Raw genomic sequence first — 12,260 nt, 5'->3', positions numbered from 1 at the left:
CGCCCCCTGGCAAGAAAGCACCGGCTGCACCGCCCTACACTTGCCGCATATGGAAATCTGGATGCACCAGCTGCTGGAATGGCTTGCGCTGCCGCAGTTCGGCCTGAGCACGGTTTTTATGGTGGCGTTCATTTCTGCCACGCTGCTGCCGCTGGTCTCGGAGCCTGCGGTGCTCGGCCTGATCACGATCAACCCCGAACTCTTCTGGCCCGCCATCCTGGTGGCTACGGCCGGCAACACGCTGGGCGGTGGTGTGAGCTGGTGGATGGGCCTGGGCGCCCACAAGGCGGTGGACAAGGCCCGTGGCAACGCCACCGACGTGCGCGCCCTCCACTGGCTCCAGCGTTTTGGCGCGCGCGCTTGCCTGATGAGCTGGCTGCCCGTGGTGGGCGACCCGCTGTGCGCTGTGGCGGGGTGGTTGAAGCTACCGTTCTGGCCCTGCCTGGCGTACATGGCAGTGGGCAAGTTTTTCCGTTATTTGGTCATGACCAGCGTGCTGCTGTACTTCATGCCCGGGCACATCGTGCCGTGACAGTGCCGGCGATGTGTGCAGGCGCAGGCCGCCGTATCAGGCGATGTAGCCCAGCTCCCTGAGCAAGTCATGCGCAACCGCGTCAAATTCGAGGATCTCATCCGCTGACAAGATGCTGCGCCAGGCATCCAGCAACTGCGGGTCTGGTGCCTGCAGGGTTCTGGCCTGCTGCGCTCGCCGCCGCTCTTCGGACACGATGACCGCACCGTCTGCGGTGACACGGCCTTTGTGCTCCTGGAGCCGTTCTCCGCTTCGGGTGTGGTAACCCAGCATGGCCGTATCAAAATCGATCCGGATGAAATCGCACACCCTTCGCAGTTCTGCTTCGCTATTGGCAATGAGGTTTTCATAGCGGAGTTCCAGGTAGTTCTGGCACAGCGCGCCGTTGCTTCTTGTGGTGGTGACGTTGTCCCGCCAGTGCCGCGCCTGGACAGCCATGGATCTCCCGGGTGAAAACCACTGATCCCGCAGCGAGGCAGCGCATGCCCGCCCATCGCGAACGATGTGGATGAAATGCGCTTCCGGCAGCAGTTGCTGCAGATAGGGCATGTGCAGGCCATAAAGCGGCGTCTTGTCGCCCCACCGCGTCTTGTGGAACCTGGCGGCATACATCCGATAGAACACCCGGAAACCGTCGGGGAGACTGAAGGGATCGACGCATTCCAGAGCCTGTGAAAAAGCAGCCCGGTCGATGCCAAAGTCCGCCCATCCCGGCGCGTGGGGAGGAAAACCCGTGACGGCGTTGCAAAACCAGGTGCGCGGATCGGGTGTGCCAAAACCGTCCAGGGGCATGGCGAGAAACCCTGTCTCTGGCGGAATGGCGAGCGCGGGGTGTGCATCCAGCATCAGCCGCAAAAGGGTGGTCCCCGATCGGGGTGAGCCGACGATGATCGGCATGGGGGGAAGGGCTGGCAAGGGTGCTTGCACCGCTCGGCCTTTGCAAAGCCGCTGCCAGTAATGCTGGAGGCCCATCGCGTATCATTTCCTTTACTGGCAAGCGCCCGCTACAGCTTCGCCTTCAGACATCCCTGAGTTCAAAGGTCCCCTGTGCAAATCCTTATTGCAGTGTGCGGCATGCAATATCGCAGCGGTGCAGAGCTTTTTGTTCGCGATCTTGCACTCGCCCTCCACCAGCGTGGCCATTCCATCGTGGTGTATGCCCCCATCATGGGTGATCTGGCGGACGAACTGCGCTCGCGCTGTATTGCTTGTATTGCCGAGTTGTCTTGTATGTCCGAACCGCCGGACATCATTATCGGAAATATGCGCGACGATACAGTGGCCTGCATGGCGCATTTTTTGTCCACCCCGGCCATATCCATTTGCCACGACCGCACAGCTTTGCACGGAAAACCGCCGCGCTTGACCCGCATTCGGCAACATGTGGCGGTAGATGAGAATTGTGCGGAACGCCTGTATCTCGAAAATGGCATTCCGCGATCGTCTTTAGAAATCATTTCCAATGGCGTCGACTTGGAAAGATTTCGCCCTCGCCCACCGTTGCCCGCCAAACCGCTGCGCGCGGCGATATTCAGCAATTACTCCACAGAGAGCGAAGAAACCGCAGCCATCCGATCAGCCTGCGCGGCGCTTGGCATATCGCTGGAGGTCATTGGAAAAGGCGTCGGGCGGCAGGAGGCTTCTCCAGAAAAAGTCCTGGCGCAGTTTGACCTGGTGTTTGCAAAGGCCCGCTGTGCCATGGAGGCGATGGCGGTGGGGTGTGCTGTCATCCTTCTCAACGAAGGCACGGGCCTGGCAGGCATGGTCACGCCAGGCAACGTCAAGGAATGGCATCGCTGGAACTTTGGACGCCGGCTGATGCAACAGCGCATTCACCGCGATGCCATCGAGCAGGAGATACAACGCTACTGTGCGCCAGATGCGCAGGCCGTGAGCGCCTACGTACGCGAGCACGTATCACTGGCCGCCACTGCGGACGCCGTGGAGCGCCTGGCACAACGCATCGTCCATGCCGAAACCACCCGCCGCCCGGTCAGCCCTCAGGAAGAACTCCGCGAGTTCGCCCAGCATGTTGCAGACAATCTCATGCCGTTTGGCGTTGCACAGGTGGCGGTGCAAACCGGCATCCTGCTCGAACGGGTCGAATCGCTGAAGGCACGGCACAGCCCGACCTCGCCCATCGCCGACCCGCCAGCGCCCGCCCCCCATCCCCACTCCGATCCACAGGCGCTGGAACTGGCTGCCACGAAGGCCCTTGCGGCCGATCTGGAGGGGCAAATTGGCGCATTGCGCGCCAGCTGGTCCTGGCGACTGACCGCGCCCTTGCGCTGGCTCGCGGCGCACCGAAGCACTTAAACCCCAACGACCATGAAGCCTCTTCTTTTGGTAGCCCACCCGGGCCACGAACTGCGCATTTTTGAGTGGGTGCGCCGAGTGAAGCCCCACGTGGTGATCCTGACGAACGGTGACGGCTCCATCGGGCAGGCACGCCTGAGCGACACCCAGGATCTGCTGGCCGACATCGGCGTTCGCGTGCGCCGCGACTGGCTGGAGCCGGTGTCAGACGCTGCGGTGTACCAAGCCTTGCTCGGCACCGCACCATCCCCGTTTACCGGTTGGCTGACCCAGCTCACCCAGGCCGCCCTGCAAGAGGGCATCGATGTGCTGGTGTCCGACCAGGCAGAGGGCTACAACCCAACGCACGACCTGTGCCGGGTACTGGCAAATTGTCTGGTGCAGCAGATGGGGCAGGCCGGACGGCAGGTCCGCAACCTGGAGATTCCACTGGTCGGCCACCCCTGTGATCCCGCCCACGAGGAACAGGCCGAGGTCAAGATCACACTGTCTGCGCCAGAGTTGGCCCAGAAACTCGCCAAGATGCAGGACTACGCCCGGCGTTGCAGTCCAGTGCTCGAGCAAGAGCTCAAGACCATGCTGGATAGCTATGGGCAGCAAGCGTTCGCCACAGAGTGCCTGTACACAGCGCGCCGCACCCCCTATGAGGACGGCAAGGTCCCCGACGCGATGCCCAGTTTCGAGCGCATTGGCGAAGAGCGACGTCTGGCAGGTATTTACAAGCACGTCATCCAGGCCCAGCACCTGAGGCAATTGGTGCAGTCCTTCGCACCCCAGCGCTGAAGTGGACCCCATGGCGAACCGCACCCGCATCGCAGTGATTGGCTATGGCCGCTTTGGGCGCGTGCATGCCCTGCGTGCCCAAGCACATCCTGCGTTCGAAGTGCTGTGTGTGGTCGACCCCCAACCCGGTGCCCGCAATGCGGCGCAAGCCGACGGCTTCAACGCCATCGCGTCCCTGAATGACCTCCCCCGTGGCGTGGAGGCGGCCTCGGTGGTGACCCCCGCAGATACCCACGCCGAGATTGCGATCACGTTGATGCACCGGGGGATCGATGTGCTGGTAGAGAAACCCATGGCGAGCTCAGAGGCGGAGATCGACACCATGCTCGATGCGGCCCAGGCGACCCGTCGCCGGCTCTTCACGGGACATATCGAGCGCTTCAATCAGGCGCTGATGTCCGCTCCGTGGGACACAACGCCGGGGAGCATCGTGTTTTCACGGCAGTCGCGCCTTCCAGGGTGCAGCCATTCGGTGGTGTTGGACCTGATGGTCCACGACCTGGATCTGGCCGCCCACCTGCTGCGCTGCCACACACCGGACTCGTTTCACATCCTTTCCGTCCAGGAGCACGGCGACGGCGTCTCCGCACAGGTGGCGATGGGGTCGACCGTCGTGAATTTCCACGCACTCCATGGCGCGGACTCTTCCAGTGCGACCATCCGCTGGCACAAAGCCACGGCCGTCTGCGAACTGCCCCTGTCGCACCGCGCAGAGCCGACCCAACCGGACGCACTCACACGCCAATACACCGCCTTTCACAGCATGCTCAAAGGACAGCCTTCGCATTTGGCCAGTGCGATGGAGGGCGCAACCGCTGCCCGCCGCGCCCTCGCGATCGCGGCAAGGCTATGACGGTGCCCTTTTTTCGCAGCCCCTGGCAGGTGCCTGCGAATGCCACTGGCCTCGGTGCTGCGTTTGCAGAAATTCTGGAAAGTGGCCAGTACATCCTGGGGCAGCGTGTGCGGGGCTTTGAACAAGCCCTCTCCGCCAGACTGGAAACCCCAGTGGTTGCATTGAATTCGGGAACCGATGCCCTGGTGCTCGCGCTCCGGTTGCTCAACCTGGAACCTGGTGATGAAGTCGTTCTCCCCTCCTACACATTCTTTGCCTGCTTTGAAGCAGTGGTCCGCACAGGGGCCGTGCCGGTGCTGTGCGACTCCCAGGCCCACGACTTCGTCTGTGGCGAACCGGAAGTGCTTGCCTGCATCACACCTCGCACCCGCGCAGTGATGGCGGTTCCGTTGTTTGGCGATGCCAGTGCGATTCCAGCCATCGCACAGAGTTGCCGCGCGATGGGGGTGCCGCTGATAGAGGATGCCGCACAGGCGCTGGGTGCCCAGGTGCATGTTGAAGGTCAGGGGTTGCTGCAGGCCGGCACCCTGGGCGACGTTGGAACGCTCAGTTTCTACCCCACAAAAACCCTGGGCGCGCCGGGCGACGCCGGTGCGCTGACCAGCCGCCATGCGCATTTCGTTGACCGTGCGATGTCGCTGCGCAATCACGGGCTGCACGCAGGATGCCATTCCGAGGTTGGCTACAACAGCCGCATGGATGAATTTCAGGCTGCGGCGCTGGCGCAAGGTCTGAGCCAGCTAGACACCTGGCTGAGCCAACGGAAAAGCATCGCGCGGCGTTACCTGGCGGGCATGGGCAGGCTTCCCGGCATTGCACTGCCTCACCATCACGATGGACACGCCTGGAACTACTTTGTCCTGCGGTGCGCGCAGCGCGACAGGCTGCGCGCAATGCTGGCACAAGAAGGTGTGCAAACCCGGATCTACTACAGCGATCCGATCCACAGGCAACCGGCGTATCTGAAGTGCTTTCCCGAGGTGCCCCTCCCCCATGCCGAGGCCCACGCGCAGCAGGCGCTTGCGCTTCCCATCTTTCCAGGCATGACTGATGGAGAGGTCGGCCGCGTCATCGAGGCAGTTGTGCTCGCGGCGGGTCGACCTTGACGAATGCATCCCCAGGGAACGCACGGTTTAGATGACCACTATTGCGAAAGCATCGACTGATCCGCGCGGAAACCTGGCTGCGCAAGCATGGGTCAATTCGCTTTGAGATGTACCCTCAGGAGTAGCCCTGCACCTCATAGAAAAGAGTGGGCGCTGGATGCGGGCAGCAACGAATGCCCCCTGGCAACCGGCTCTTCGACCACCACCTGGTTGCGCCCGCCTTCCTTGGCCATGTACATGGCGGTATCGGCGCGTGAGAAGAACTCCAGCACCGACTCGCCCAAAATATACTGCGTGACGCCAATGGAAACCGTCACCCGGCCCTTGAGCAAACCGCTCCAGGCATGGGTTTCTACCTGGGCACGAATGCGCTCGCAGGTATTGAGCGCAGGCAGCAACGACGTGCCAGGGAAGATGAGCAGAAACTCTTCACCCCCATAGCGGCCAAACACATCGCCTCCGCGAACGCCCTGCTGTGCAATGCGGGCAAAGGTGCGCAACACCTCGTCGCCCCCCAAATGTCCCAGCTCGTCGTTGATGCGCTTGAAATGGTCAATATCCAGCACGGCCAGGCACAGCGGGATGCCACTTTCGTCAGCCAACTGCTTTTGTTCTTCCAGCGCGGCCAACACATAGCGCCGGTTGAAGCATCCCACCAGCGGGTCGCGCTGGGCGTCTTCCTGGATATTCTTGATCTTGCGGCTGGCGTGGTACAGGCTGCGGTACAGGCGCTGTACCCGGCCCATGAGCGCAATGAAGGCAGGCAAAGAAACCGCCAACGCCAGCCAATGCAACGCCTCCAGGCGCAGCAGCGCTTCGTTTTGCTGATCCAGGTAGTGCAGCCCCATCACCACGGCATACAGGCACAACATACAAGCAGACAGGGCGAGCAGGGCGGATCGCGGAACGGTGAAAATGCCATAAGCCACGGCCACAAAAGTGAACGGCGCCAGCAGGATCTGCGTGACCGGGGCCAGATAAAACAGCCCGAGCATGCACATCAGCGCTGTGGCCACCATGGCCAACTTCAGGTGGCGATGGCGAACCTTCTGGTAGAGGCCCGAGCGAAAAATACCCCAAAAGGCCGTACAAACCACAGCGACCAGCACACCGAACACGGCGAGCACCAGCAGGTCCACCACGCCCAGTGTGCAAAACGCCGCCACCGCCAGCCCGTACAGGCCTATCAGCCCCAACGCCATTAGCCATTTCTCACCCGCGCTGCGTCCGTTTCGCGGCCCCACGCCATCCAGCGCGCGGCGTGCAGGGTGCACCGAGGCCGAAGACGAGTCATCGAACTCCATGACAGCGTCGGACAGGGGGAAGGCGTCCGTCGTCGAAAACGGATTCTTGCGACCAAAAAACATGTGGAGGCAGGCCTGGGCCCAGGTTCGTTCGGGTGACAGCTCACCGAAATGCGCAAGCTGCAGGAACCGACACCCGGCAGGCAGGCCCGCGCATCTTACGCAGAACTGACACGGTCGCGCTCCGTGTTTTCCAGTAGCTCAGGCTGTGCAAACAAGCCCGCACAGAGGTGATTTTCACCGTGGGGCAAGCTTCCCAATCTTCACTCGCGCGCCTGGAGACCGACGCCGTCAGGCCGCGATAACCTGGCGACGCGTCCACCAGCCCTCCAGGGTGTAGACCAGTAGCGCAGCCCAGATCAAGACAAAACCTACCAAGCGCGTAGGCTGGAACGGTTCATGGAAAAGCCACACGCCCAGCGCGAACTGCAGGCTGGGCGAGATGTACTGCAGAATGCCCAAGGTGGACATCGGAATAAGGCGGGCGCCCGCCGCAAACAGCAGCAATGGAACCGCTGTCATGGGGCCTGCGAGAAACAGCCACCCAATGGTGGTGGGAGGGCCCTGCACCAGCGCACCTTCTCCCTGCCACACCCACCAGCCCAGCAAGATGGCGGCCACCGGCGCAAGCACCAGGGTTTCGAGCGCCAGACCTTCCAGAGCACCCAGCACGGCGACCTTGCGCAACAAGCCATAGAAGCCAAAACTCAGGGCCAGCACCAGTGCAATCCAGGGCAAGCGCCCAGCCTGCACGGCTAACCACAGAACCCCGGCAGCGGCCACTGCCACTGCAAGCCACTGGCCTGGGCGAGGCCGCTCGTGCAGGAAGACAAAGCCCAGCGCAACATTCACCAACGGAAGAATGAAATAGCCCAGGCTGGCGTCCACCACATGCTCGTTCTGCACCGCCCACACATAGGTAAGCCAGTTACCCGACAGCAGCATCGCTGACAAGGCAAATGCCGCCAGCACTTTGGGCCGGCGCAGCACAGTCCCCATCCAGGACCATTGCCTGCGCACCATCAACACGCCAAAAACAAACACCAGCGACCACAGCGTGCGGTGCATCACCACCTCCAGCGAGGGCACATCTGCCACCTGTTTGAAATACAGGGGAAAGAGGCCCCAGGCGGTGTAGGCCATGGCGGCGTAGAGGATTCCAGTGTTCATAGAAAACGGCAATGCGTGCTGGCGATGGCCACCACCTCATCAATGGTCGTAAAAAAACCCTGCACGCCAGGGGCCTTGCAGGGATGCGGGGCCATCGGGCCTGTGGCCCGATGCAGCTTTCAGCGTTAGACGTTGAACAGGAAGTTCAGCACGTCGCCGTCCTTGACCACGTATTCCTTGCCTTCAGCACGCATCTTGCCTGCATCCTTGGCACCCTGCTCACCCTTGAGCGCGATGAAGTCCTCAAAGGCGATGGTCTGTGCGCGGATGAAGCCACGCTCGAAGTCGCCATGGATCACCCCGGCCGCCTGGGGCGCCGTATCGCCGATGTGGATGGTCCAGGCACGCACTTCCTTCACGCCTGCCGTGAAGTAGGTCTGCAGACCGAGGAGCTTGAAGGCGCCGCGGATCAGGCGGGCCAGGCCGGGCTCGGTCTGGCCCATTTCGGCGAGAAACATGTCGCGGTCTTCGTCGCTCATTTCCGCCATCTCGGCTTCCATCTTGGCGCAGATGGCCACCACAGGGGCGTTCTGGCTGGCGGCGTATTCCTTGAGGCGGTCAAGGAATGGGTTGTTCTCAAAGCCGTCTTCGCTCACGTTGCCCACAAACATGGCAGGCTTGGCCGTGATCAGGCACAGGGACTTGAGCAGGGGCTGCTCTTCTTTGGTGATCTCGACCGAGCGCGCAGGCTTGCCTTCGTTGAGTGCGGCCTGGATGCGCGTGAGCAGCGCCACCAGCTTGGCTGCGTCCTTGTCGTTGCCCGACTTGGCAGCCTTGGTGTAGCGGTTGAGCGCCTTTTCCACAGTGCCCATGTCGGCCAGGCACAGTTCCGTCTGGATGACTTCGATGTCAGAGATCGGGTCCACACGGCCGGCCACGTGGATCACGTTGTCGTCTTCAAAACAACGCACCACGTTCACGATGGCATCGGTTTCACGGATATGGGCCAAGAACTGGTTGCCCAGGCCTTCGCCCTGGCTGGCACCTGCCACCAGGCCGGCGATGTCCACGAACTCGACAATGGCCGGAACAATGCGTTCGGGCGAAATGATCTCGGCGAGTTGCTGCAGACGGGGGTCTGGCACTTCCACCACGCCCACATTGGGCTCAATGGTGCAGAAGGGGTAGTTTTCGGCGGCGATGCCGGCCTTGGTCAGCGCGTTGAAAAGGGTGGACTTGCCGACGTTGGGCAGGCCCACGATGCCGCATTGGAGGCTCATGGCAGGGCTTTCTGGAATTCGGAGACAAACCGCCGATTTTACGGGCCCGCCAGCAATCGCATTTCCACGGCCTGTTCACACCCTCAATCAAAGCGCAGATTGGCCGCCACCCGCTGCCCCACTCGCAGCACTTGGCCCGCCCCCCGGCCCACGATGGCGTTCATTCCGAACGTGATGGCGCCATCGAGACGCTTGTCCTGCCGGTAGGTCCGCAGCATGTCACCCACCACAGGGGTACTTTGGGCCGTAGTGGGGTCAATGTCGGGAATAGGGCAACGCGAGCAAGGCTTCACGGGCTGCAGGTGGATTTCACCCTCGGCAGCGTCCACCCGCACCAGGTCCACCCGGTCTTCGTCGTGTGCATCCACCCCGGCCAGCACCACATTCGGACGAAACCGCTCGATGCCCACGGCGGCATGGCCTGCAGCCTGAAGGCGTACATTCAGCTCGTCCATGGACGCTTCGCTGGCCACCAGCATAGGGAAGCCATCGGCGAACTGATTCGGAGCCTCGACACCGTCCGTCCACTCCATGCTGGACAAGCGCCGGTATTCGGGGTCAAAACGGACAAGACGACAGGGCTGACCCAGGAAATCAGTGAACCACTGTGCCGCCACGGCGCCCATGTCCCAGGCGGGCACCGTGTCTCGCCATACGGTCACCGTGGCGGGCCCCTCAACGGCATCGATGGCCACATGCAAGGCCAGCATACCGGGGGCGCGCAGCACCATCTCGTCGCTCTTGAGCTGCGGCCGGATCAAGGCCATGCGCGGCAGCACGCGCTGGGTCAGGAACATGCCCTCAGCATCCACCACCATCCATGCACGGTCCAGGTCCAGCCCCGTTTCAGTGAGCTGCGCCTCCTGTACCTCGATGCCCGCGCACGACTTGACGGGATAAACGAAGAGGCGCGCGATGGTGCCGGACAGGTCGGAATCAGGGTAGAAACTCACGCGGAAGTGCTCCTCAAAAAAGACCAGGGGAATGGGAGCCCGATTTTGCACCGTACCCGGTGGCACAAGCCCCCTCCTACAATGCCGCCATGGCCCAAACCTTTGATATCTGTATTCGCGGCACCGGCATTGTGGGCAAGACTCTGGCGCTGCTGCTGGCCCGCGAACGGCTGAAAGTGGCCTTGTTACCCGCCCCCGGCACCGGAGTCTCCGCAGCTGCCGATGTGCGGGCCTACGCGCTGAACACGGTCTCGCGCCACCTGCTCGAATCGCTTCGCAGCTGGCCCGATGCGGAGCACGCTACGGCGGTCAGGTCTATGCGGGTAAAGGGCGACCAGGATGGCGCCGTGCATTTTGATGCAGCCGCCCAGGGGGTTGAGGCCCTGGCCTGGATCGTGGACGTGCCCGCCCTGGAGGCGCGCCTCGCCGAAGCCGTGCGCTACCAGCCCCAGGTGGAAATGGTCGATTCTCCAGTGCCGGCGGCACTGACAGTGGTTTGCGAGGGCCGTGCCAGCCGTACGCGCGAAGAGTTTGGTGTGGATTTTCGGGTGACCCCGTATGGGCAGCACGCCATCGCCACCCGATTGCAATGCGAACGGGGCCATGAACAGGTGGCGCGACAATGGTTCTTGCCCGACGGCATCCTGGCTTTTTTGCCTTTGGGGGGTCCGCTGGGGAACTCCGTGGCGGTTGTATGGTCCGTCTTGCAGGAGCAGGTAGCGCCGCTGATGACATTGTCCCCCGAAGAATTCGCACAGAAGCTCCAGGTGGTCAGCCAGGAAACCTTGGGTACGCTGGCGCTAAGTGCGGACCGCGCAACCTGGCCCTTGCAGCTTGCAACGGCAGACCGTTGGTGTGGCACCGTGCCCACCAATGACAAGAGCCCGCGAAGCTGGGTGTTGGCTGGTGACGCAGCGCACAACGTGCATCCGCTCGCAGGCCAGGGGCTGAACCTGGGCTTGGCGGATGCCCAGACCCTCGCAGACATTCTGCACGGGCGCGACTATTGGCGCAGCGTGGCTGATCTGCGGCTGCTGCGGAGTTATGAGCGCAAGCGCAAGGCAGCCCTGTTGCCAATGGGATTGGCGACAGACGGCCTGCAGCAGCTTTTCTCTCGTCAGGAGGGGCCACTGCAAGCGCTGCGCAATTGGGGAATGAAGGGCTTTGAACTGAGCGGCCCCTTGAAGAACTTCGTGGCCCGCCAGGCCATGGGAAACTATTGACCAAACCGGTAGCCGCCATCGGCAGACCGCCAGATCGCTTGAACGAGAACACCATGAAACTGATTCCCACCTTGCTCGCAGCCGCTGCGCTGGCCTCAAGTCTCGCTGCCACCGCGCAGGAAGCGGACATCCGCAAGGCACTCGCCGAACGCATTCCCCAAATGGACAAGATCGACGAAGTGCGCTCCACGCCCATGAAGGGCCTCTACGAGGTACGCATCGGGACGGACCTGTTCTACACCGACGCCAAGGGCAACTACGTGATCCAGGGCGAATTGATCGATACGAAGGTGCGCAGGAATCTGACGGAAGACCGCATTGCCAAGCTCACGGCCGTCGAGTTTTCTGCCTTGCCAATCAAAGACGCCTTCACCATCGTGCGGGGAGACGGGAAACGCAAGGTGGCGGTGTTTGAAGACCCCAATTGCGGCTACTGCAAACGTTTTGAGCGCGACCTTCAGAACGTGGATAACGTCACGGTATATCTGTTCCTATACCCCATCCTCAGCCCAGACTCCGCCGAAAAGTCGCGCAATATCTGGTGCGCCAAGGACCAGGTGACGGCCTGGCAGGATCTCATGGTGCGGGACAAACCCGCGCCCGCAGCAAGCTGCGATACCAGCGCTCTGCAGCGCAACCTGGCGTTTGGCCGCAAGCACAAGATCACTGGGACACCTACACTGATTTTTGCCAACGGTGCCCGCGTGCCAGGAGCCATCGGTGCCAAAGAGGTGGAAAAACGCTTGGCCGAAGCCAGCAGCGAAACGCCCTCAGCCAACTGACACGCGTTTCGCATTCGC

Annotated in this window: 12 protein-coding genes; 7 read left to right on the top strand and 5 right to left on the bottom strand. The window is 62.3% G+C overall.

Going from position 1 to position 12,260, the window contains the following annotated elements:
* Window positions 1–61 precede the first annotated feature (61 nt).
* The gene (locus tag IB243_RS04960) at window positions 62–532 is read left to right on the top strand and encodes a YqaA family protein (RefSeq protein WP_192426311.1); all 471 of its coding nucleotides are present in this window, start codon (window positions 62–64) and stop codon (window positions 530–532) included.
* Window positions 533–568: 36 nt separating this feature from the next.
* Here the strand turns inward: IB243_RS04960 and IB243_RS04955 are convergent, their stop codons facing one another.
* On the bottom strand, window positions 569–1,429 hold the full coding sequence (locus IB243_RS04955) for a sulfotransferase (protein WP_192425503.1): 861 nt from the start codon (window positions 1,427–1,429) through the stop codon (window positions 569–571).
* Between the two features lie 177 nt (window positions 1,430–1,606).
* Here IB243_RS04955 and IB243_RS04950 point away from each other — a divergent pair, with 177 nt between their 5' ends.
* Genes IB243_RS04950 through IB243_RS04935 form a run of 4 tightly spaced genes read left to right on the top strand, consistent with a single transcriptional unit; the run spans window position 1,607 to window position 5,590 of the window.
* On the top strand, window positions 1,607–2,848 hold the full coding sequence (locus IB243_RS04950; protein ID WP_225584757.1) for a glycosyltransferase: 1,242 nt from the start codon (window positions 1,607–1,609) through the stop codon (window positions 2,846–2,848).
* A 12-nt stretch (window positions 2,849–2,860) separates the two neighbouring features.
* Window positions 2,861–3,631: a hypothetical protein gene (locus IB243_RS04945; protein ID WP_192425499.1), complete on the top strand. Its 771-nt coding sequence runs from the start codon at window positions 2,861–2,863 to the stop codon at window positions 3,629–3,631.
* Between the two features lie 10 nt (window positions 3,632–3,641).
* Window positions 3,642–4,484: a Gfo/Idh/MocA family protein gene (locus IB243_RS04940; protein ID WP_192425497.1), complete on the top strand. Its 843-nt coding sequence runs from the start codon at window positions 3,642–3,644 to the stop codon at window positions 4,482–4,484.
* Entirely contained in the window at window positions 4,481–5,590 is a 1,110-nt protein-coding gene (locus tag IB243_RS04935) for a DegT/DnrJ/EryC1/StrS aminotransferase family protein (RefSeq protein ID WP_192425495.1), read from the top strand. The genes IB243_RS04940 and IB243_RS04935 overlap by 4 nt, the downstream gene beginning before the upstream one ends.
* A 134-nt stretch (window positions 5,591–5,724) precedes the next feature.
* Here the strand turns inward: IB243_RS04935 and IB243_RS04930 are convergent, their stop codons facing one another.
* The 4 genes from IB243_RS04930 to IB243_RS04915 form a co-directional block, all read right to left on the bottom strand.
* Window positions 5,725–6,957 carry a diguanylate cyclase gene (locus tag IB243_RS04930; RefSeq protein ID WP_192425493.1) on the bottom strand — a complete coding sequence of 411 codons (1,233 nt, stop codon included), beginning with the start codon at window positions 6,955–6,957 and terminating at the stop codon, window positions 5,725–5,727.
* Between the two features lie 228 nt (window positions 6,958–7,185).
* Entirely contained in the window at window positions 7,186–8,064 is an 879-nt protein-coding gene (gene rarD / locus IB243_RS04925) for an EamA family transporter RarD (protein ID WP_192425492.1), read from the bottom strand.
* A 125-nt stretch (window positions 8,065–8,189) separates the two neighbouring features.
* Window positions 8,190–9,284, bottom strand: a complete 1,095-nt coding sequence (gene ychF, locus IB243_RS04920; protein WP_010459569.1) for a redox-regulated ATPase YchF — start codon at window positions 9,282–9,284, stop codon at window positions 8,190–8,192.
* 83 nt (window positions 9,285–9,367) lie between these two features.
* Window positions 9,368–10,237 (bottom strand): MOSC N-terminal beta barrel domain-containing protein, encoded by an 870-nt coding sequence (locus tag IB243_RS04915; protein ID WP_192425490.1) that lies wholly within the window; start codon window positions 10,235–10,237, stop codon window positions 9,368–9,370.
* Between the two features lie 89 nt (window positions 10,238–10,326).
* On the opposite strand from IB243_RS04915, the gene IB243_RS04910 reads away from it, so the two are divergent.
* A complete protein-coding gene (locus tag IB243_RS04910) occupies window positions 10,327–11,460 on the top strand; it encodes an FAD-dependent monooxygenase (protein WP_010459572.1) in 1,134 nt (377 codons plus the stop codon).
* Between the two features lie 53 nt (window positions 11,461–11,513).
* Window positions 11,514–12,242 (top strand): DsbC family protein, encoded by a 729-nt coding sequence (locus IB243_RS04905; protein WP_010459574.1) that lies wholly within the window; start codon window positions 11,514–11,516, stop codon window positions 12,240–12,242.
* Window positions 12,243–12,260 lie beyond the last annotated feature (18 nt).

The sequence above is a fragment of the Acidovorax sp. ACV01 genome, assembly GCF_014851495.1.
Classification (GTDB): Bacteria; Pseudomonadota; Gammaproteobacteria; order Burkholderiales; family Burkholderiaceae_C; genus Acidovorax; species Acidovorax radicis.
Note: the sequence above shows the minus strand (reverse complement) of the source record. Positions and strands in the feature narration are given on the sequence as shown.